This window comes from Bradyrhizobium sp. SZCCHNRI1029 (assembly GCF_032487555.1).
Classification (GTDB): Bacteria; Pseudomonadota; Alphaproteobacteria; order Rhizobiales; family Xanthobacteraceae; genus Bradyrhizobium.
In genome coordinates this window covers 114483-134713 of record NZ_JAUEUK010000011.1, presented here as the reverse complement: position 1 = coordinate 134713, position 20231 = coordinate 114483, and the positions used below count along the sequence as shown (strand labels likewise).

The 20231-nt window shown below is 65.7% G+C and carries 25 protein-coding genes; 9 read left to right on the top strand and 16 right to left on the bottom strand.

Annotation, left to right across the window (positions count from 1 at the left end; genetic code table 11):
• Together QW861_RS27645 and QW861_RS27640 are read left to right on the top strand one after the other, a co-directional pair.
• Entirely contained in the window at window positions 1-1041 is a 1041-nt protein-coding gene (locus QW861_RS27645) for an ABC transporter permease (RefSeq protein WP_316167787.1), read from the top strand.
• 135 nt (window positions 1042-1176) lie between these two features.
• Window positions 1177-2118, top strand: a complete 942-nt coding sequence (locus tag QW861_RS27640) for an ABC transporter substrate-binding protein (protein ID WP_316193726.1) — start codon at window positions 1177-1179, stop codon at window positions 2116-2118.
• A gap of 1136 nt (window positions 2119-3254) precedes the next feature.
• On the opposite strand, the gene QW861_RS27635 is transcribed toward QW861_RS27640, so the two are convergent.
• The 3 genes from QW861_RS27635 to QW861_RS27625 all read right to left on the bottom strand — a co-directional run bounded on the left by QW861_RS27635 (window position 3255) and on the right by QW861_RS27625 (window position 4667).
• Window positions 3255-3638, bottom strand: a complete 384-nt coding sequence (locus tag QW861_RS27635) for a hypothetical protein (protein WP_315715883.1) — start codon at window positions 3636-3638, stop codon at window positions 3255-3257.
• A gap of 84 nt (window positions 3639-3722) precedes the next feature.
• Complete coding sequence (locus QW861_RS27630) at window positions 3723-3866, bottom strand: hypothetical protein (protein WP_316193725.1); 144 nt, start codon at window positions 3864-3866, stop codon at window positions 3723-3725.
• Window positions 3867-4667: a hypothetical protein gene (locus tag QW861_RS27625; protein WP_316193723.1), complete on the bottom strand. Its 801-nt coding sequence runs from the start codon at window positions 4665-4667 to the stop codon at window positions 3867-3869.
• Window positions 4668-4781: 114 nt separating this feature from the next.
• On the opposite strand from QW861_RS27625, the gene QW861_RS27620 reads away from it, so the two are divergent.
• Window positions 4782-5816 carry an aspartate-semialdehyde dehydrogenase gene (locus QW861_RS27620; RefSeq protein WP_315715885.1) on the top strand — a complete coding sequence of 345 codons (1035 nt, stop codon included), beginning with the start codon at window positions 4782-4784 and terminating at the stop codon, window positions 5814-5816.
• A gap of 34 nt (window positions 5817-5850) precedes the next feature.
• Complete coding sequence (locus tag QW861_RS27615; RefSeq protein WP_315715886.1) at window positions 5851-6393, top strand: TIGR00645 family protein; 543 nt, start codon at window positions 5851-5853, stop codon at window positions 6391-6393.
• A 66-nt stretch (window positions 6394-6459) separates the two neighbouring features.
• Here the strand turns inward: QW861_RS27615 and QW861_RS27610 are convergent, their stop codons facing one another.
• Entirely contained in the window at window positions 6460-7104 is a 645-nt protein-coding gene (locus tag QW861_RS27610; RefSeq protein WP_315715887.1) for a carbonic anhydrase, read from the bottom strand.
• Between the two features lie 101 nt (window positions 7105-7205).
• On the opposite strand from QW861_RS27610, the gene QW861_RS27605 reads away from it, so the two are divergent.
• Window positions 7206-8084, top strand: a complete 879-nt coding sequence (locus tag QW861_RS27605) for a CoA ester lyase (RefSeq protein ID WP_315715888.1) — start codon at window positions 7206-7208, stop codon at window positions 8082-8084.
• Between the two features lie 4 nt (window positions 8085-8088).
• Here the strand turns inward: QW861_RS27605 and QW861_RS27600 are convergent, their stop codons facing one another.
• The 5 genes from QW861_RS27600 to QW861_RS27580 form a co-directional block, all read right to left on the bottom strand.
• Window positions 8089-8460 carry a cytochrome c gene (locus tag QW861_RS27600; protein ID WP_316193722.1) on the bottom strand — a complete coding sequence of 124 codons (372 nt, stop codon included), beginning with the start codon at window positions 8458-8460 and terminating at the stop codon, window positions 8089-8091.
• Between the two features lie 34 nt (window positions 8461-8494).
• A complete protein-coding gene (locus QW861_RS27595) occupies window positions 8495-8911 on the bottom strand; it encodes a DUF6455 family protein (protein WP_316193720.1) in 417 nt (138 codons plus the stop codon).
• Window positions 8912-9022: 111 nt separating this feature from the next.
• Complete coding sequence (locus QW861_RS27590) at window positions 9023-9823, bottom strand: hypothetical protein (RefSeq protein WP_315715891.1); 801 nt, start codon at window positions 9821-9823, stop codon at window positions 9023-9025.
• A gap of 81 nt (window positions 9824-9904) precedes the next feature.
• On the bottom strand, window positions 9905-10507 hold the full coding sequence (leuD, locus tag QW861_RS27585) for a 3-isopropylmalate dehydratase small subunit (protein WP_315715892.1): 603 nt from the start codon (window positions 10505-10507) through the stop codon (window positions 9905-9907).
• A gap of 91 nt (window positions 10508-10598) precedes the next feature.
• A complete protein-coding gene (locus QW861_RS27580) occupies window positions 10599-10997 on the bottom strand; it encodes a metallopeptidase family protein (protein WP_316173403.1) in 399 nt (132 codons plus the stop codon).
• A gap of 142 nt (window positions 10998-11139) precedes the next feature.
• Between QW861_RS27580 and QW861_RS27575 the strand changes: the two genes are divergently transcribed.
• From QW861_RS27575 to QW861_RS27560, 4 genes are all read left to right on the top strand, one after another.
• Window positions 11140-11448 carry a hypothetical protein gene (locus QW861_RS27575; RefSeq protein ID WP_410052338.1) on the top strand — a complete coding sequence of 103 codons (309 nt, stop codon included), beginning with the start codon at window positions 11140-11142 and terminating at the stop codon, window positions 11446-11448.
• Window positions 11449-11734: 286 nt separating this feature from the next.
• The gene (locus tag QW861_RS27570; protein WP_315715894.1) at window positions 11735-12004 is read left to right on the top strand and encodes a hypothetical protein; all 270 of its coding nucleotides are present in this window, start codon (window positions 11735-11737) and stop codon (window positions 12002-12004) included.
• Window positions 12005-12098: 94 nt separating this feature from the next.
• Window positions 12099-12374, top strand: a complete 276-nt coding sequence (locus QW861_RS27565; protein ID WP_316193717.1) for a hypothetical protein — start codon at window positions 12099-12101, stop codon at window positions 12372-12374.
• 316 nt (window positions 12375-12690) lie between these two features.
• Window positions 12691-13371 (top strand): hypothetical protein, encoded by a 681-nt coding sequence (locus tag QW861_RS27560; protein ID WP_316193715.1) that lies wholly within the window; start codon window positions 12691-12693, stop codon window positions 13369-13371.
• An 83-nt stretch (window positions 13372-13454) separates the two neighbouring features.
• Here QW861_RS27560 and QW861_RS27555 read toward each other — a convergent pair whose 3' ends face one another.
• From QW861_RS27555 to ffh, 7 genes are all read right to left on the bottom strand, one after another.
• Complete coding sequence (locus tag QW861_RS27555) at window positions 13455-13670, bottom strand: hypothetical protein (RefSeq protein ID WP_315715897.1); 216 nt, start codon at window positions 13668-13670, stop codon at window positions 13455-13457.
• A 191-nt stretch (window positions 13671-13861) separates the two neighbouring features.
• Entirely contained in the window at window positions 13862-15268 is a 1407-nt protein-coding gene (leuC, locus tag QW861_RS27550; RefSeq protein ID WP_316193713.1) for a 3-isopropylmalate dehydratase large subunit, read from the bottom strand.
• 412 nt (window positions 15269-15680) lie between these two features.
• Window positions 15681-16064, bottom strand: coding sequence for a 50S ribosomal protein L19 (gene rplS, locus QW861_RS27545; protein ID WP_015663536.1), 384 nt, complete (start codon window positions 16062-16064; stop codon window positions 15681-15683).
• 109 nt (window positions 16065-16173) lie between these two features.
• Window positions 16174-16947, bottom strand: coding sequence for a tRNA (guanosine(37)-N1)-methyltransferase TrmD (trmD, locus tag QW861_RS27540; RefSeq protein ID WP_316193712.1), 774 nt, complete (start codon window positions 16945-16947; stop codon window positions 16174-16176).
• 207 nt (window positions 16948-17154) lie between these two features.
• Entirely contained in the window at window positions 17155-17739 is a 585-nt protein-coding gene (rimM, locus tag QW861_RS27535) for a ribosome maturation factor RimM (protein ID WP_316193711.1), read from the bottom strand.
• A gap of 127 nt (window positions 17740-17866) precedes the next feature.
• Window positions 17867-18199, bottom strand: coding sequence for a 30S ribosomal protein S16 (gene rpsP, locus QW861_RS27530; RefSeq protein WP_008964221.1), 333 nt, complete (start codon window positions 18197-18199; stop codon window positions 17867-17869).
• Between the two features lie 170 nt (window positions 18200-18369).
• The gene (gene ffh / locus QW861_RS27525; RefSeq protein ID WP_315715903.1) at window positions 18370-19917 is read right to left on the bottom strand and encodes a signal recognition particle protein; all 1548 of its coding nucleotides are present in this window, start codon (window positions 19915-19917) and stop codon (window positions 18370-18372) included.
• Window positions 19918-20231 lie beyond the last annotated feature (314 nt).

Sequence of the window (20231 nt, the reverse complement as noted above, 5' to 3'; positions counted from 1 at the left end):
ATGAGCGACCCCGCATTGGTCAATGATCAGGTCAAGGATGGCCTCGCGCCGAGTGGCGCGATGGCGGCGCTGCGGCGCCGTCTGCTCGGGCCCGCAGCGCTGCAGAAGCTGCTGGCGTTCGCGAGCCTCGTGCTGCTGCTGGTCTATTTCAGCTTCGCCTCGCCGGCGTTCATGCAGACCGACAACATGATCAACATCCTGCAGGCGACCGCGGTCAACGGCGTGCTGGCGATCGCCTCGACCTTCGTGATCATCACCGCCGGCATCGATCTGTCGGTCGGCACGCTGATGACCTTCTGCGCGGTGATGGCCGGCGTGTTCCTCACCTATTGGGAGCTGCCGATGTGGACCGGCATCGTCGCGGCGATCGTGACCGGCGCGCTCAGCGGCGCGCTGTCGGGCACGGTCATCACCAAGATGAAGGTGCCGCCGTTCATCGCGACGCTCGGCATGATGCTGGTGCTGAAGGGGCTGGCCCTGGTCGTCTCCGGCAGCAAGCCGATCTATTTCACCAACACCGAGAACTTCTCGATGATCTCGCAGGACTCGCTGCTCGGCACGCTCGTGCCGGCGCTGCCGATTCCCAATGCAGCCCTGATCCTGTTCGTGATGGCGGTGCTGGCCTCCGTCGTTCTCAACCGCACCGCGCTCGGCCGCTACACCTTCGCGATAGGCAGCAACGAGGAGGCGGTGCGGCTCTCCGGCGTCAATGTCGACCGCTGGAAGATCATCATCTACGGCCTCGGCGGCGCCATCTGCGGAGTCGCGGGACTGCTGATCGCGTCGCGCATCAATTCCGCCCAGCCGGCGCTCGGCCAGGGCTATGAGCTCGATGCGATCGCTGCCGTCGTGATCGGCGGCACGTCGCTGAGCGGCGGCACCGGCACCATTCTCGGCACCATCATCGGGGCCTTCATCATGAGCGTTCTGACCAACGGCTTGCGCATCCTCTCGGTGGCCCAGGAATGGCAATTCGTCGTCACCGGGGTCATCATCATTCTCGCTGTTTACGCCGACATGCTCCGTCGAAACCGCGCCTGACCCTTCAAGGAGGACCAGCGACCAGCACCGCTCCGACGTCGCGCTGAAGACTGCGCTGCCCGCCGACAGCGAGCGGCGACGACCACGATCATCACTGTAACGACAAGGTCACTGAAGAGAGCAGAGGAAACACCAATGTTGAGCAAGCATCTCGTCGGCGTCGCGCTCGGCGCCCTCATGGTCGCGGGAGTGTCCGCGAGCGCGCGTGCCGATGATGTCTACGTCCCCCTCGTCTCCAAGGGCTTCCAGCACCAGTTCTGGCAGGCGGTGAAGCTTGGCGCCGAGCAGGCCGCGAAGGCCGCCAACGTCAAGATCACCTTCGAAGGGCCGGAAACCGAGGCCATGGTCGACAAGCAGATCGACATGCTCTCCGCGGCGCTCGCCAAGAAGCCGCAGGCGATCGGCTTCGCCGCGCTCGATTCCAAGGCCGCCATTCCGCTCCTGAAGAAGGCGCAGGCCGCCAAGATCCCGGTGATCGCCTTCGACTCCGGCGTCGACAGCGACATTCCGCTGACCACCTGCACCACCGACAACCTCGCCGCGGCGGGCCTCGCCGCTGACAAGATGGCCGACATGATCGGCGATGCCGGCGACGTCGCCGTCGTCGTGCACGACCAGACCAGCCGCACCGGCATCGACCGTCGCGACGGCTTCCTCAAGCGCATCAAGGACAAGCATCCGAACATCAAGATCGTCAGCGTGCAGTATGGCGGCGGCGATCAGCTCAAATCGACCGAGATCACCAAGTCGATCCTGCAGGCCAATCCGAACCTCAAGGGCATCTTCGGCGCCAATGAGGGCTCGGCGATCGGCGTGCTCAACGGCGTCAAGGAGATGAAGAAGAAGATCGTCGTGATCGGCTACGATTCCGGCAAGCAGCAGAAGGCCGCGATCATGTCGGGCGAGATGGCCGGCGCCATCACCCAGAACCCGATCGGCATCGGCAGTTGCACCGTGGAGTCAGCGGTCAAGGCGTTGAAGGGCGAGAAGCTGCCGAAGGTCACCGACACCGGCTTCTATTGGTACGACAAGTCCAACATCACCAACCCGAAGATCGCGGCTGTGCTGTACGATTGAGACCGGTGCGAGGTCGGGCCGGGCGATCGCATATGATGATCTGAGTTTGCGGCGGTCCATCTCCGCGTCGTCATGGCCGGGCTCGTCCCGGCCATCCACATCGCGAGGCATCCTGGGAAGGACGTGGATGCCTGGGACAAGCCCGGGCATGACGGAGTAGCCAACTCGCACGCTTGCTTGTCGCGACTGCTCGTCGGGCAAATCAGATCAGCTCTCGGGTGCGATCGATGGCGATTGACGGAGGTTGCCGCTCGTCCCGTGGCTCTATTCCCTTCGCGGCGAAGAACTTATTTCGCCCGCGATTTCAATCTCCTCCGCTTGATCAGTCGGCCTCCGCCAAAAATTCCACTTTCGTTTTTCCAGAATCCATGGTCTTCTCCCTCCATCCCGCTTCGCTTGCGAGGGACGTTTCGCGATCGTCAGGAGGCGTGAGGCGGGAATGCGGTGGCCGCGAGGGCTCGCAGCATGTCCTAGGGGCATGCGGACGAACGAGGCTCTTGCGGACGTGAAGCTGCGTGGTCCTGGCGCCCCGATGCTGGCGCCAAGTCGGAAGGGCGATGATCCCGACGACGACGGTGGCTAACAGGCCGGACACCGGGGAGAGCGTAGAGTAAGCGTGAAAACCATCGCGCAGGGAAGGCCGGGTCGATCCGGCTGTACCTGTGGTTCCTGCCCCGTGCATTTTTTCCGCACGGGGGCCACGGGCCTCAGCCGAGGCCCGGCCTTCCCTGCGCCCTCTGCAAGGAGAGGGCGATCAGACGAGCAAAGACTCGGACGCGAAAGCGGGTGCGAGGATGACCAGTCGTGCCGAAAATTCCGGTGTCGTCCCCGCGAACGCCGGGACCCAGACTCCCCGACATGGGTGTGAGGCACGCTGGAGCGATGAGACCGGGAGGGCATGCCGGCCGGTGGTTATGGATCCGGCGTTCGCCGGGATGACACTGAGGGGTGGAGCAGGCTGGCCTCCATCGGCGTGTAGCGATGTGTCAGCCATGTCTCCGAACGGTCGTCTCACACGTTCGAAATCGAGCAGTGACCAGCTCATGATCGATGACGACGCGATGGAACGTCAGCGCGGCAAAACAACAAAAAGCCGGGCGGGGCCCGGCCTTGATGATCTGACGATGCGGCCGCCCTCAGTAGGGGATCGGAATCCGGGTCGGATAGCCACCGAGATCGGACGGCGCCATCAGCGGCTGACGGTCGATCGGGCGGTTCAGGTTCTCGCGGGCGAACGACGGATAGCCGACGGCCGGCGGGAACGCGTAATCCGAGAACTTGCGGTCGCCCGGCAGCACCTCGGTGCCGCCGTCGAGGAACGAGCGGCGGGTGATGTAGATGCGGGTGCGCGGGCCGGACTGGTAGGAATAGTTCGGATTGCCGCTGCTATAGGTGGTCGTCACGCGGCGCTTGGTGGTGGCGGCATCCGCCGAGGTGGCGGCAAGAGACGTGACGGCAAGGCCCGTCGCGGCGATCACCGCCAAGGCCATGACCCGGGTCGCAGCAGGAAATTCGATCATCACGTCCTCTTCCTCGCGCCAAAAGGGGCGGGCGCTCGCCATGCGCATGATTTGGCCCGCACAATATCTGGGTCGGCTGTGGCATCACAAGGTCATTCCCGCGGCCGCATCGAAGATAAATTCCCGCTGTGGCGGGAAAGTTGCATCAAAATCCGTCACTTGGCTGCCGATGTGGACGCCCGAATTGGGCGCGGTCACGCCCAGCAACATCCGGACGCAGGCAGACATTCACAAGGCGCCGCGCAGCCTCGGATTGGCGGTCGACGTCACCCAATCGGCGCTGCCGCTGGCGATGGCGGGTTCGTCGCAGCCGCCGCGCCGCTGATCGGACCCCATGAACAGCTGGCTCAGGGCCCGGTGCTGGTCGGGCGCCAGCAGGGTCAGCCGGTTGAGCATGCACCCGACCATGGCGCGGCGCATCGGCATCGTCACGCCCTGGCACGACCAGCCGGAGATCCGCAAGCTCGGCTCGGCGATGGTCTTGAGAAAGCCGAGGCAGGCTCCGGCGCCCTCGGGAGCCCCAGCCCGGCGAACCAGACTGACGGGGCCGAACCGGCTGTCGATCACGCCGGCGGTCTCGAGCTCGGAGGCGGAGTTGCGCCCCATCCGGACCGCGAGATCGGCCCGGGGATCATGCCTTGCATCGCGCTCCGATCCGAACCGGTAGACCTCGAGCTCGGCAGCGGGGCGATCGGCGGGTTCGCCCCAGCGCAACACGTCCTTGCGGCCGCCTTCCGGGTGGATGAGCACGGTGTAGGTGGCGGTCCTGTCGGGCTGGTCGGTGAGACGAAGCGAGAACGCCGGCACTGCGGCGTCGGCCAAGGTCCAGCCGGCGCGGCCGGGCAAAGGGTCGCCGTCGTCGAGATGATTCCAGCCGGCGACCCCGAGCATGGCGATCAGCGCCAGAGCCCCCACATAGGCGAACAGGCGCGCAAAGGTGCCGCAGACCTCGTCCGCGAAGCTCTTGAGCCCTTGCAGGACGGACCCGGATCGGGGCGCTGCGGCTGTTCTGGCCGAATTGGACTGCATCGAATGCGAGACGTCGTGGTAACGTTGTGTCAGGGACGTTTCTCGCATAGAAGCGCTGCCGCTTCGGTTTCCGCTGACACGCGCGGCCGGCCATATTTCTTCGGAGAGTGAACGATGGGTTACAAAGTCGCAGTGGTCGGCGCGACCGGCAATGTCGGGCGGGAAATGCTCAATATTCTCGACGAGCGGCAATTCCCGGCCGACGAGGTCGTGGCGCTGGCCTCACGCCGCAGCGTCGGCGTCGAGGTGTCCTATGGCGACCGCACGCTGAAGGTCAAAGCGCTCGAGCACTACGATTTTGCCGATGTCGACATCTGCCTGATGTCGGCCGGCGGTTCGGTGTCGAAGGAGTGGTCGCCCAAGATCGGCGCCGCCGGCGCTGTCGTGATCGACAACTCGTCGGCTTGGCGCATGGATCCCGACGTGCCGCTGATCGTGCCGGAGGTGAATGCCGACGCCGCCGCCGGCTTCAACAAGAAGAACATCATCGCCAATCCGAACTGCTCGACCGCCCAGCTCGTCGTCGCGCTGAAGCCGCTGCACGACAAGGCCAAGATCAAGCGCGTCGTGGTGTCGACCTATCAGTCGGTGTCCGGCGCCGGCAAGGATGCGATGGACGAATTGTTCTCGCAGACCAAGGCCGTCTACACCAACGACGAGCTGGTCAATAAGAAGTTTCCCAAGCGCATCGCCTTCAACGTCATTCCGCAGATCGACGTCTTCATGGAAGACGGCTTCACCAAGGAAGAGTGGAAGATGATGATGGAGACCAAGAAGATCCTGGATCCGAAGATCAAGCTGACCGCGACCTGCGTGCGCGTGCCGGTGTTCGTCGGTCACTCCGAAGCCGTCAATGTCGAGTTCGAGAATCCGATCACGGCGGACGAGGCCCGCAACATCCTGCGCAATGCGCCGGGCTGCCTCGTCATCGACAAGCACGAGCCGGGCGGCTACGTGACGCCCTATGAGGCGGCCGGCGAGGACGCGACCTATATCAGCCGCATCCGCGAGGACGGCACGGTCGAGAACGGCCTCGCCTTCTGGTGCGTGTCCGACAATCTGCGCAAGGGCGCGGCGCTGAACGCGATCCAGATCGCGGAGGTCCTGATCAACCGCAAGCTGATCACGGCCAAGAAGAAGGCGGCCTGAGCGGAGACGTCGTCAGGGTGAGGCGCGGAACGCAATGAGCGAGAAGACGACGCCGGACGCCGCCAGGCACGCGCCGGGTCCGCTCGAGCGCGGGCTCGAAGGCTTCCTGTTCAAGAGCCGCTGGCTGATGGCGCCGTTCTATGTCGGCCTCGTCGTCAGCCTGGTCGTCCTGCTGTTCAAGTTCGTGCTGCTGCTGTGGGAGAACATCGTCCATCTGCCGACCGCCAAGGAGAGCGACATCATCCTCGGCGTGCTCAGCCTGATCGACGTCTGCCTGACCGGCAATCTGGTGCTGATCGTGGTGTTCTCCGGCTATGAGAACTTCGTCTCGCGCATCGATCCCGGCGGCCATCCCGACTGGCCGGAATGGATGACCAAGGTCGATTTCGCCGGACTGAAGCAGAAGCTGCTCGCCTCGATCGTCGCGATCTCGGCGATCCAGCTCTTGAAGGCGTTCATGAATCTCGACGCCGGCTACGACTCGACCAAGCTCGCCTGGCTGGTCGGCGTGCACATGACCTTCGTGGTGTCGACCCTGATGTTGGCGCTGTCGGACCGCTGGTCGGGTGACCATTGATGGGCGGCGAATAGCGAGGCGCGAATGGCGAATAGGGCAGGTGAACTACTCGCTACTCCCCATTCGCTATTCGCCAGCGCGCGCGCTCTTGAATTCCTTGCTGGCCTTGTCGAGCACGAACAGCGAGCCCTCGGAGACGCCGAAATAGGCGCCGTGGAGCTGCAAATCACCGGCCTCGACGCGGCTGCGCACGAATGGGAAGGTCATCAGGTTCTCGAGGCTGCGGAACACCGCGGCCTTCTCGATCCGGGTGACGAAGTCCTGGAAACTCTCATGCGTGCGCTGTTCGACGACCTCGCCGGGCTTGATGAACATCGACATCCAGCGGCCGATGAAGTCGCCCGGGGACAGCGGCGCCGCCTTGTCGACGAAGGCGCGGATGCCGCCGCACTGGGCGTGGCCCAGGATGACGATGTGCTTCACCTTCAGCACGGTGACGGCATATTCCAGCGCCGCGGACACGCCGTGCGCGTTGGCGTCCGGCTGATAGATCGGCACCAGGTTGGCGATGTTGCGCAGCACGAACAATTCGCCGGGACCGACGTCGAAGATCACCTCGGGCGAGACGCGCGAGTCGCAGCAACCGATCACCATTACTTCGGGCGACTGGCCGCGCTCCGAGAGCTCGAGGTAACGGCTCTGTTCGGTCGGCAGGCGTTGGGTGGCGAAGGCGCGATAGCCTTCGAGCAGGCGTTGCGGAAACGAGATCATGGGCCTTGCCTAAACACATGCGCCTTCCGGGAACAAGCCTTTCGGGCCGGCCCCCGAAATGGTATCGCGGGCCGCGTCGATAAACCAAGGGAAACGCCGAAATGATCCGCCCGCGCCGCAGTCTTCTGTTCATGCCCGGCTCCAATGCGCGCGCGCTGGAGAAGGGGCGGAACCTGCCGGCCGACGGGCTGATCCTCGATCTCGAGGATTCGGTGGCGCCGGACGCCAAGGCCGCCGCCCGCGACCAGATCGCCAAGGCGGTGGCGGCCGACGGCTACGGCAAGCGGGAACTGCTGATCCGGATCAACAGCCTGGATACGACGTGGTGGCGCGACGACGTCGCCATGGCCGGACAGGCGGCGACCGACGGCATCCTCGTTCCCAAGGTGTCGACCGTCGAGGACCTTCGCCTGGTCACGGATCGCTTGGCCGAGGTCGGCGCCGATCCCGCGCTGAAGGTATGGGCGATGATCGAGACGGCGCGTGCCGTGCTCGATGCCGATCTGCTCGCGGCCACCGTGCACGAGGAAGGCTCGCGGCTCGCCGGCTTCGTGTTCGGACCCAACGACATCTCGCGTGAGACTCGCATCCGGATGCTGCCGGGCCGCTCCACGATGCTGCCGATGATCAGCCACTGCATCCTGGCGACGCGCGCCCATGGGCTGGAGATTCTGGACGGGCCTTACAGCGATTTCGCCAACACCGACGGATTCGCTCAGGAATGCATCCAGGCCCGCGATCTCGGCTTCGATGGCAAGACGCTGATCCATCCCGGCCAGATCGACGCCTGCAACGCGATCTTCACGCCGCCCGCCGACGAGGTCGCTGCGGCACGCAAGATCATTGCTGCGTTCGAGCTGCCGGAGAATGCCTCGCGCGGCGCGATCCAGATCGACGGCCGCATGGTCGAGCGGCTGCATGCCGAGATGGCGCGACGCACGATCGCGATCGCCGATGCGATCGCGGCGGTGGCGAAGTGAGGCGTCAGGTGCGGCGGAGACTGAGGATGTAGTTGACGAGGTCGCCGCGCTGCTCGGCCGTCAGAATGACGTTCGGCATCGTCGGGTGGCTGCTCTGCAGGAACACCTTGAGCGATAGCTCGGTCGTCGACGGCATGTTGGCGACCGCGACGAAATCGGGGGCGGCCGTGGTTTGGGCTCTCGCCCCGCTGGTGTCGATGGCGTGGCAGGTGCTGCACCAGGCCTCCGCCAGTTTGCGTCCCGCCTGCACGCTGTCGGCGGCCGGCGTCACGCCGTGGGCATTGTGCAGCCGGATCAGCAGCATCGCGCCGAGCGCGAGCAGGATCGCGGCGCCGACATGGAGCCAGGTGTTGCGGTGCAGATTCGGCAGGCTCATCGCATTGCTCCGCTGGGTGGGAGGGAGGCGGCGATCAGTGCTTGACCGCGGCGGCGCCCAGGCGGTCGATGGTCGGGGCGTTGAGGCAGTATTCCTCGTAGTGCTCGGCACTCGTCCCGGCGGCAAGATCGCGATGGCAGCGCGGCTTGTCCTTGCACATGGCGCAGACGCGCTCCATGTCGCGCAGCACCAGCGGCTCGGCGCGCCCCAGCGCGGCCTCGTCGATGCCGAGCGCCTTCAGCATCTGCGGCAGCTCGTCGGCGGCGTGCTCGCCATGGCGGACCAGCTCGTCGAGATCCGCCGGCGTGACCTGGAGGTCCATCGCGATACGCTCGAAATCGTCACGGTCCAGCTGCCGGATCTCGCTCAGCTCACGCCGGTGCCGGAGCCATTGCGCGAACGTATCGATCAGGAACTGAACCCGCGGATAAGGCTTGGCGTCTACGGTCATGACACGTCTCCGATGATTGTTCGCAATCAATCACCGGGTGGACGCGCGGACGTTGCGGTAGATCAAGCAGCAAATCGGCCCTGCGCCGGCCGCAAAGCTGCGCGGCGAAGGTCAGCGCGGGGCAAATCGTGCGGCCGCCCAGGCATAGAGGCTGCCCGGGATCGGCGCTTCGCCGCCGCGGCCCTTCGGCGAGATGTGCAGGCCGATGACACCGGGATCGCCGATCAGGCCGGAGAAGTCGGAAGGGTCGAAGAACGCCTTCGGCTCGGCATGCACCGCGTAGAAGCTGCGCTTCGGCAGCGCATGGTGCAGCGAGCCATGGCGGCGGGCCAGCGCCGTCAGCGCGGCAGGGCCGAAGATGGCGACGCGGATGTCCGAGAGGCGGTCGGAGCCGCCGCGCAGGCGGCGCAGCGCAAAGGTGAGGCGGTGACGCAGCGAAAGCCAGTTCGGCGTCAGCGCGTCCTGCGCCATCAGCGCGGCGAACTCGGCGACGATCGGATCCTCCGGCGGCAGGTAGAGCACGGAGTTGCCGAGCTGCCGCGGCCGCTCCCAGGCGAAATAGGGCACGGCGGGGTCGATCTCGACCGGCCTGAGCAGCAGCACGTCGGCATCGAGCCAGAGGCCGGCGCGCTGTGCCATCAGCCGCATCCGGAAGAAGTCGCTGAACTGCAAGGTGGTCCAATCGCGCCAGCCGCCGTCCGGCTGCGGCGGCCTGAGACGCTCGGAGAACGCATAAGGCAGGACCGCCTCGGCCTCGGCATTGCCGACGCCGTCGGGCAGGCCGGGCAGCGGATCGAAGCTGTAGACCGTCACCTTGTGGCCGGCGGCGAGCTGCGAGCGCAGGCAGGTCTGGCGCAGGCGGTCGAGCGGCCCCCGCCAGAAGGTGACGACCTCGGGCAATACGCGCGTCAACGGCGGACCTGCTGGGCTGCTCTCGAAACAGGGCCCCGGACGAGGTCCGGGGCCCGCGAACTCACCATCCTTCGGCGGGCCTCAGGCCCAGGCGCGCTCGGCCAGCTTGGCCTCGTAGCTGTCGATCGACGCCTTCTTCTCCAGCGTCAGCCCGATGTCGTCGAGCCCGTTGAGCAGGCAATGCTTGCGGAACGGGTCGATGTCGAATTTGACGGTGCCGCCGTCGGGGCCGCGGATCTCCTGGTTGGCGAGATCGACCGTCAAGGTCGCGTTGGCGCCGCGCTCGGCGTCGTCGAACAGCTTGTCGAGGTCGGCCTGCGACACGCGGATCGGCAGAATGCCGTTCTTGAAGCAGTTATTGTAGAAGATGTCGCCGAACGAGGTCGAGATCACGCAGCGGATGCCGAAGTCGAGCAGCGCCCAGGGCGCGTGCTCACGGCTCGAGCCGCAGCCGAAATTGTCGCCGGCGACCAGGATCTTGGCGTTGCGATAGGCCGGCTGGTTGAGCACGAAATCCGGGTTCTCGCTGCCGTCGTCCTTGTAGCGCTGCTCCGAGAACAGGCCCTTGCCGAGGCCGGTGCGCTTGATGGTCTTCAGGTACTGCTTGGGGATGATCATGTCGGTGTCGACATTGATGATCTTCAGCGGCGCGGCGACGCCTTCCAGCGTGGTGAACTTGTCCATCGGGGGCACCTTCGAGAATACGGGCAGGCCGCTGTTTAGCCCGAACGGCAGGGCGGATAAAGTCAAAATCCCGGTGCTATCGGCCGGCTCGTCAGTCGACGGATGCCTCGATTGCCTCCATGTCGTCGTCGGACATTCCGAAATGATGGCCGATCTCGTGGATCAGGACATGGCGGACGATGTGGCCGAGGCTCTCGTCGTGCTCGGCCCAGTAGTCGAGGATCGGTCGGCGGTAGAGCCAGATCATGTTGGGCAGGCGCGGCAGGTCGTCGTTGCTGCGAAACGGCAGTCCCGTGCCCTGGAACAGGCCGAGCAGGTCGAACTCGCTTTCGGACTGCATCTCGTCGAGCACCTCCTCGGTCGGAAAGTCGTCGACCCGGATGATGACGCCCTCGCACATCCTGCGAAAATGCTCGGGCAGACGCTCGAACATCTCGTGCGCCATGACTTCCATGTCGGCGAGCGAGGGGGCTTTCAGATCTGTCCACATTGCCGCCTTCTAGCCCGGCTTTGATCATCTTGCATCTTGGTTCTATGACATGTGGGGCGGAGCTGGTTGACGCAGGGGATGAAACCGGCGACCGTGACGCGCGAACTGGGGGTTTGAGGGACAGATGAGGCAGATGTCGATGGTGCTGGCCGGAGCGGCGCTGGCTGCGGCGGTCGTGGTCTCGATCTCGGTGGCAGCGCAAGCCGAGCAAGTCGCCGGCGTGCGCGGCGCCGTGCCGCCTGAGGCGAGCACGGATCTCTCCGCACAGCGCCGGCAACGACGAATCCAGATCTATCCGCGCTACGAGGGTCATTGGCAGCCCGACGTGGTGCCGCGCTTCAACCCGGGTCCGAACGCAGTTCGTGTATGCGATGCCACCTATGTTCCGGAGCATCGGCCGAGCGGCACCGTGATCGTCCCGCATATGAGTTGCGTCTGGCGACGCGGCTGACTCCTGGGTCCCGCGCACTGATCGGCTCGGCAAGCGCGCACGCGATCCGGTCGCGATCGCGACGTTGCCTGATGTTACCGCCCGGACACAGTGCCGATATGTCGCGCACTGCGGCGGAACCATGCGCGACATATCGGCATTCTGCTCCTGCGCAGGTCTTCATGTCCCATTCACGTCGCTCGTTCGAGACTGGTCTGCGTCGCGCTGCTGCGGCCGCCCTTCAGGCAACTGACAAGGCGGAAGGTACGGTGCCGGACGTGATGTCAGGCGATCGAGGGAGAAGTTCATGACTGTGATGAAGCTGTTGGGCATCGCGGCGGTTGGCGCCGTTCTCGCGATGGCTGCCCCCGCCGAACGCGCGCAGGCGCTGTCGCTGATCAATCCGGGCGCTGCGACCGCGGTGCAGCAGGGCACGGCGCAGGAGACCACGCAGGCGCATTGGCACGGCCGCCGCCATTGGCATCCCCGGCGCCACTACTATCCTCGGCATTACTACCATCCGCGTCATCACTGGCGGCCGCATCACTACGGATATCGCCATCACGGCCGCTGGTAAGCCGCGCTTTCGAGCCGACCGAGACAATGACCGAAATCAAACAGGCCCGCTTTGCGGGCCTGTACGTTGATGGGGGCTGGCAACGAGGTTCGCCATGAAACCATCAGTCAACAGAACCTGGCTCGGGATCAGCGTTGTCACGGTGGCGATGCTGCTCGCAAGTTCCGCCGCCACCGCTCCTGTCGCCGCAGCTCCAGCCGTAACGCAGGCGCGTCAGACCGTAACGGATGCTGGCCCGCGTCGGCAGGGCCGCCGATTGAAGCCCGTGGTGTCGACGGCAGAGGTGCCGCACTATCTCGACCGTCCCACGGACTACACGCCGGCCTATCCGCCGGGCCCCTTGGTTCTGTTCACGCCGTTCTACCATTGAGGCCATGTCCGCGAGGCGCGCTGCGTTTCCTGCGTGTCGTTAGTTGCGAAGTCCCCGCACGAGCAGCACGTGAGCCGTTGCGTCGGCATCCGTGATCCTGAGTTGCACGACGACGCAGAGGCTCAGGTGCATCTCCTCTGCCGCGACGCCACGCCGCAGATGCGCGTGCACCGTGCATCACTGACGTGCATCATTCATGCCGCATTCACGTCGCTATCTCTACGTTCATGTTGGGGGTGCGCCAATCCACCGATCGGACGACCAGCATCGGCGCTGCATGGGTCCATCGTTGCACAGCATTCAGGGAGAAGGGACCATGATGAGGATGAAGGACCAGCGCGCTGGTCTTGCTCGTCGCCTTAGTCTTGCGGCGGCCACACTGTTTGTCCTGGCGGGCGCGTCCGGACGGCCTGCGCTTGCGATGTCGCCGGTGAGTCCCGGTGCCGGCTCCGCCACGCAGACGCCTTCGGACGTATTGACCGTTCAGGTCCGAGGCCCCGGCGGCCATGGCGGCGGTGGTGGCGGGCATCCCGGCGGTGGTGGATTCCACGGCGGTCCGGCGTTCCACGGCGGAGGCGGCGGCCCGGCGTTCCATGGCGGCGGCGCCATGTTCAGGGGCGGCGGCAGCCCCGCGTTTCATGGGGGAGGACATGCCTTCGGCGGTGGTGGCCCGCGTCCTGTCTTCCACGGTGGCGGCCCCGCATTCCATGGCGGATTCGGCCCGCGGCCGGTGTTCCATGGCGGCGGCTATCATCATCGTCCGTACTACGCCTACCGGCCGTACTTCCACCATCACCGCCGGCACTTCTACGGCTATCGCAGTTATTACGCGCCGGTCTATACCTCGGGCTACTACTATCCCTATCGCCGCTGCCGCGTCGTCTGGACCCATTACGGGCCGCGCCGCATCTGCCACTATCGGCATTGGCGGGGTCATCACTGGCGCCATTATCACCGGTGGCATCATCGCCACCGCCACCATTGGCGCTACTACTGACGGGACTTGAAGTTCGACAAAGCAGGAAGGGCGCCCAACGGCGTCCTTCTCTCATTTCAAGGGGATGGAGTGGGGCGCGGCGGTCAGAGCCAATCCTTGAACTGCCAATTCCTCACACTCAGCTTCCAAGGCACCAGCGTCTCCAGGCGCCATTTGGCAAAGCGGCCGGGCGGCCAGTTCGACAACCGCCGCTCCTCCTTCGGAGCCTCGGGCTGGGCAATGATCTTGGCGGGCGGTGTCTTGCGGCGTTGGCGCGTCGCATCACGGATGAGGTCGACGTATTCCGGCTTGTCGGCCATGTCAGGCTCCTCGGCACGTTCCTCTGCAGACGCAGCGCGTCCGGCGGTAGGATTGTGCGCGACGAGACTTAAGAAGCCCTTGCCGAACTGTGTCGACGTTGAGGTGAAATGAAAAACGCGATGGCTTGGTGAAGCCATCGCGTTCGTTTGTAGACCGGCCGCCGTGCCGGATCTGAAGCAGCGAGATGACGTCAGCGCCAGTCGCGTACGTCGACGAAGTGTCCTGCGATTGCGGCCGCCGCGGCCATCGCTGGCGACACCAGGTGGGTGCGGCCCTTGAAGCCCTGGCGTCCCTCGAAGTTGCGGTTCGAGGTCGAGGCGCAGCGCTCTTCTGGCGCCAACTTGTCCGGGTTCATTGCGAGGCACATCGAGCAGCCCGGCTCGCGCCATTCGAAGCCGGCCTTGATGAAGATCTTGTCGAGGCCTTCGGCCTCCGCCTGCTCCTTCACGATGCCCGAGCCCGGAACGACCATCGCATTGACGTGGCTGCTGACGGTCTTGCCTTCGGCGATCTTGGCGGCGGCGCGCAGATCCTCGATGCGGCCATTGGTGCAGGAGCCGATGAAGACGCGGTCGAGCTTGATGTCGGTGATCTTCGTGCCCGCGGTCAGCCCCATGTATTTCAGCGCGCGGTGCTTGGAGATGCGCTTGGCCTCGTCGGCGATCTGGTCCGGATCGGGCACTGCGCCGGTCACCGAGATCACGTCCTCGGGCGAGGTGCCCCAGGTCACGATCGGCGGGAGCTTGGCGGCGTCGAGACGCAGCTCGTTGTCGAAATGCGCGCCCTCGTCGGAGCGCAGCGTCTCCCAGTAGCGCATCGCCGCATCCCAGGCCGCGCCCTTCGGCGCCTTGGGACGGCCGCGCAGGAAGTCGAACGCCTTCTGGTCCGGCGCAACCAGACCGGCGCGCGCGCCGCCCTCGATCGACATGTTGCACACGGTCATGCGGCCTTCCATCGACAGCGCGCGGATCGCCTCGCCGGCATATTCCAGCACGTAGCCGGTGCCGCCGGCGGTGCCGATCTCGCCGATGATGGCGAGGATGATGTCCTTCCCCGTCACGCCGTCCGGCAGCACGCCGTCGACCGTGACACGCATGTTCTTCGCCTTCTTCTGGATCAGCGTCTGCGTCGCCAGCACGTGTTCGACCTCGGAGGTGCCGATGCCGTGCGCCAGCGCGCCGAACGCGCCATGCGTCGAGGTGTGGCTGTCACCGCAGACGATTGTGGTGCCGGGCAGCGTAAAACCCTGCTCGGGGCCGATGACGTGGACGATCCCCTGGCGGCGATCGAACTCGTTGTAATATTCGATGCCGAATTCCTTGGCGTTCTCGGCCAGCGTCTTGATCTGCTCGATGCTCTCCGGATCCGGGTTCGGCTTGGAGCGGTCTGTGGTCGGCACGTTGTGATCGACCACGGCCAGCGTCTTTTCCGGCGCGTGCACCTTGCGGCCGGTCATGCGCAGGCCTTCGAAGGCCTGCGGCGAGGTCACCTCATGGACCAGATGGCGGTCGATGTAGAGCAGGCAGGTGCCGTCCTCGGCTTCGTGGACCAGATGGTCGTTCCAGATCTTGTCGTACAGGGTGGTCGGCTTCGACATGAGCGAATGCTCCCGGGAATTTAAGGTTTGAAACGGAGCGCGTGACGGGCACGCGCGAACAATCAGGAATGAGGCGCTGCGGCTTACAGCGCGCGCCTAAGCTCAGATGTCGCCGAGGTGGCGAAGCGTCCGAAGAACCGCCCGGGCAGCCGGCGGCGATCGTCGATGACGACGCGGCGACAGGCCATGCTGGTGCGATCTAGAACCATTTCAGGGGGATATATAGCACGCGTGCCGTGGAGTGCGAGATGCGTTTGCGCCCGCCGTCATTGCGAGGAGCGAAGCGACGAAGCAATCCAGGGGCCGGGGCAAGGACTCTGGATTGCTTCGCTTCGCTCGCAATGACGGCAGCGCAAAAACAGAAAAGCGCGGGGCCAGCCCGCGCTCTTCGTCAGTCCAATGAAAGCAACGACTACTCGTTGACGGCGGTCTGCTGCCGGTCCTGCTTCTCGACGATGCGGGCCGACTTGCCGCGCAGCTGGCGCAGGTAATACAGCTTGGCGCGACGCACCTTGCCGCGGCGCACGACCTTGATCGAATCGATCATCGGGGAGAGGATCGGGAACACGCGCTCCACGCCCTCGCCGTAGGAGATCTTGCGCACGGTGAAGCTCTCGTTGATGCCGCCGCCGGACCGGCCGATGCAAACGCCCTCATAGGCCTGCACGCGGGTGCGCTCGCCTTCGACCACCTTCACGTTGACGATCACGGTGTCGCCCGGGCCGAACTCCGGAATGGTCTTGTTGGCGGACAGCTTGTCGAACTGCTCTTTTTCGAGCTGCTGAATCAGGTTCACGGGTAAATCTCCATCGGCGGCGCGCCCAGCCGGGTCACGCGGGGGCTGCGCTTGTTCCTGCCGTCACTTGCGGAATTGGGCGCTCCTATAAGCCAAAGCGCGAGGCTTGTCACCCGTCTGTCGTGCTTTTTGGCTCTTTTTGGCCGGTCCCTCTTTGTTCTCGGCCGTCGCGCGCCTGCCATTCGGCCCACAAATCCGGCCTTCGCGCTTCAGTCAGCGCCTCGGCCTGGGCGCGGCGCCAAGCGGCGACCTTGGCGTGGTCACCCGAGGTGAGCACATCCGGAATGGTCCGGCCTTCGAATAGTTGGGGCCGGGTGTATTGCGGGTATTCAAGTAGGCCATCGGAAAAACTCTCGTCGGTGCCCGATTCGAGCTTGCCCATCACGCCCGGAAGCAGCCGGACGCAGGCGTCGATCAGCACCAGGGCGGCGATCTCGCCGCCCGACAGCACGTAGTCGCCGATCGAGACCTCGGTCAGCGAGCGCGCATCGATGACGCGCTGGTCGACGCCTTCGAAGCGACCGCAGACGATCAGCGGGCCCGGACCGGCCGCGAGCTCGCGGACGAAGGCCTGGGTCAACGGCCGGCCACGCGGGCTCATCAGCAGCTTCGGCCGCTCGGGATCGATCGCCGCCGCGTCGATCGCGGCTGCCAGCACGTCCGCGCGCAGCACCATGCCGGGGCCACCGCCGGCCGGCGTGTCATCGACGCTACGGTGCTTGTCGGTGGCGGAGGCCCGGATGTCGCGCGCCTCCAGCGCCCAGACGCCGGACCCCAGCGCCCGGCCGGCCAGGCTGACCCCGAGCGGCCCGGGAAACATCTCCGGAAACAGGGTGAGCACGGTGGCGCGCCAGGGCATGGCGGGGGTGGGCGAAGTGGTCATGGATGCACTGTTACGGCACTGGCGCGGGCAGATCGAGCCCCTCGATCAATGCTGCGTGTCCCCGGCTCGTGCGGCTCATTCACCGGGGTCGTCCCGGACAAGCCGTGACGCGCATCAGCGCGTCGCGGCGCCGATCCGGGATCCATACCGCGTGATTTCGAAACGAGGCACGCGGCCAGTCCCGCGCAAGCCAATCAGCGGCGGTGGCTATGGGTCCCCGCTTTCGCGGGGACGACGAGCGGGGGGTGGGGAGGCGGCGTCGCTCTCCTCATCGCCGCCATCGCGCTCCTCGCCCTCGATCTCCGCCGGCAGCTCGATGATCACGCGGCCGCCGGCAAGATCGACCGTCGGCACCACGGCATTGGTGAACGGCAGCAGCAATGTGCTGCCCGAGGGCGGGGCGATCTCGATGATGTCGCCGGCGCCGAAATTATAGATCGCGAGCACGCGGCCGAGCTGCGCGCCGTCAGCGGTCTCCGCGGCGAGGCCGATCAGGTCGGCGTGGTAGTATTCGTCGTCAGCCGTCTCCGGCAGGCGGTCTCTGGGCACGTAGAGCTCGAGCCCGTTGAGGCGTTCGGCCGCATTGCGGTCGGTGACGCCCTTGATGCCTGCGACCAGATGGTCCTTGGCCTCGCGCGCCTTCGCGACCTCGAACGAACGGCTGCCGTCCTTGGTCGTGAGCGGGCCGTAATGCAGCACGGCCAGCGGATCCTCGGTGAAGGTCCATAAGCGAACCTCGCCGCGCACGCCATGCGCGGCGCCGATTCTGGCGACACAGATGAGCTTGGACATCAGCGTGCCTCGTCCTTCGAGACGCGCTCGAACGCGCGCTCCTCAGGAGGAGGAGCCAGTTCCTCATGCAAGGGAGCACGGCGCAAGCCGTGCATCTCGAAGCATGAGGCCGCGCTCGTCAACGACCTTAGCCCTTGGCGGCGGCTTCGGCCTGCGCCTTGCGCTCCTTGCGCGGCACGGCCTTGATCGGGTTCTGGCGGGCTTCGCGCTTCTTGACGCCGGCGGCGTCGAGGAAGCGGGCGACGCGGTCGGACGGCTGCGCGCCCTTGGCGAGCCAGCCCTTCACCTTCTCCATGTCCAGCTTGAGGCGTGCCTCGTTGTCCTTCGGCATCAGCGGATTGAAGTAGCCGAGACGTTCGATGAAGCGGCCGTCACGCGGGAAGCGCGAGTCGGCGACGACGACGTGATAGACCGGGCGCTTCTTGGTGCCGGCACGGGCGAGACGGATGACGACGGACATGTAGGTTCTCCTGAGTGTCTTCTGATGAGTTGATGTCAGCTAAGCCGTCATTCCGGGGCACCGCGAAGCGGTGAGCCCGGAATCCATAACCACGATCGTGCGTATGGATTCCGGGCTCGCGCTGCGCGCGCCCCGGAATGACGAATGGAAAGAGGAGCGGATGATCCTCATTATTTCTTCTTCCCCGGAGGAAGGCCGAGGCCCGGCAGAGTCGGCTTGCCGCTGAGACCGGTGAGGCCGGGGAGGTTCGGTAGGCCGCCGCGCAGGCCGGCGGGCAGATCCTTCGGCAAATTCGGCAGTCCGCCGGGCATGCCACCCGGCATCTTTTCCGCAAGCGCCTTGAGCTGATCCGGCGAGGGCATGCCGCCACCGCCGCCAAAACCCATCGCCTGGGCGATGCCGGCCAGCGGGCCGCGCTTGCCTGAGCCCATGGCCTTCATCACGTCGGCCATGTTCCGGTGCATCTTGAGCAGCTTGTTGACGTGCTCGACGCTCTGGCCGGAGCCGGCCGCGATGCGCTTCTTGCGGCTGGCCTTGAGCAGGTCGGGATGCTTGCGCTCCTCGCGCGTCATCGAATCGATGATCGCGACCTGGCGCTTGAGGATCTTGTCGTCGATGCCGGCGGCCGCGATCTGGTTCTTCATCTTCGAGATGCCGGGCATCATGCCCATCAGCCCGCCGATGCCGCCCATCTGCGCCATCTGCTGCAGCTGCTCGCGCATGTCGTTGAGGTCGAACTGGCCCTTGCGCATCCGCTCGGCGGCGCGCGCGGCCTTCTCGGCGTCGATGTTCGCCGCGGCCTTCTCGACCAGCGAGACGATGTCGCCCATGCCGAGGATGCGGCCGGCAATGCGCGAGGGATAGAAGTCTTCCAGCGCGTCGGTCTTTTCGCCGGTGCCGAGCAGCTTGATCGGCTTGCCGGTGACCGCGCGCATCGACAGCGCCGCACCGCCGCGTCCGTCGCCGTCGATACGGGTCAGCGCGATGCCGGTGAGGCCGACGCGCTGGTCGAAGGCGCGGGCGAGATTGACGGCGTCCTGGCCGGTCAGCGAATCCGCGACCAGCAGCACCTCGTGCGGATTGGCGACCGCCTTGATCTCGGCGGCCTCCTTCATCATGTCCTCGTCCAGCGTGGTGCGGCCGGCGGTGTCGAGCAGCACCACGTCGTAGCCGCCGAGCTTGGCGGCCTCGATGGCGCGGCGCGCGATCTGCGGCGGCATCTGGCCGGCCACGATCGGCAGCGTCGGGATGTCCAGGTCGCGGCCGAGCACCGCAAGCTGCTCCATGGCGGCCGGACGGTAGACGTCGAGCGAGGCCATCAGCACCTTGCGCTTGTCGCGCTGGACCATGCGGCGCGCGAGCTTGGCGGTGGTGGTCGTCTTGCCGGAGCCCTGCAGGCCGACCATCATGATCGGCACCGGCGGCACGGCGTTGAGGTCGATGGTCTGGCCGTCGTCGCCGAGCGTCTTGACCAGCTCGTCATGGACGATCTTGACGACCATCTGGCCGGGGGTGACCGACTTGACGACGGTGGCGCCGATCGCCTGCTCGCGCACGCGCTCGGTGAAGCTGCGGACAACCTCCAGCGCGACGTCGGCCTCGAGCAGCGCCCGGCGGACTTCGCGCATCGCGGCGTCGACATCGGCTTCCGAGAGCGAACCACGCCCCGTCAGCCGATCGAGAATGCCGCCAAGCCTTTCCGACAGATTGTCGAACAATGCCGTTATCCTTTGCCCTTGCGGGCGCTCGCTTCATTGCCGCCCGTCATCGCCGCTTGCTGCGGCCCATGACGACCATATAAACCTCGGCCCGTCGGCCGAAACCGTCAGTCCAAACACGTTTGCGCCCGAGGGCGCACAGCGCTGTCGGGCGGTGACCTCCGGCCTCCAGGGCCGGGCGGTGGCTCGAAAAGACGAAACTTTCCGAAATTCGGCCGGGTTAAACCCTCAGCAGCCGCAAAAGTCAAGGAAACTTGCTTCTCGCCGTCCCGTTGCCGGACCCTGTGGGGGCGCTTACCTCTTGCGCCAGTTCA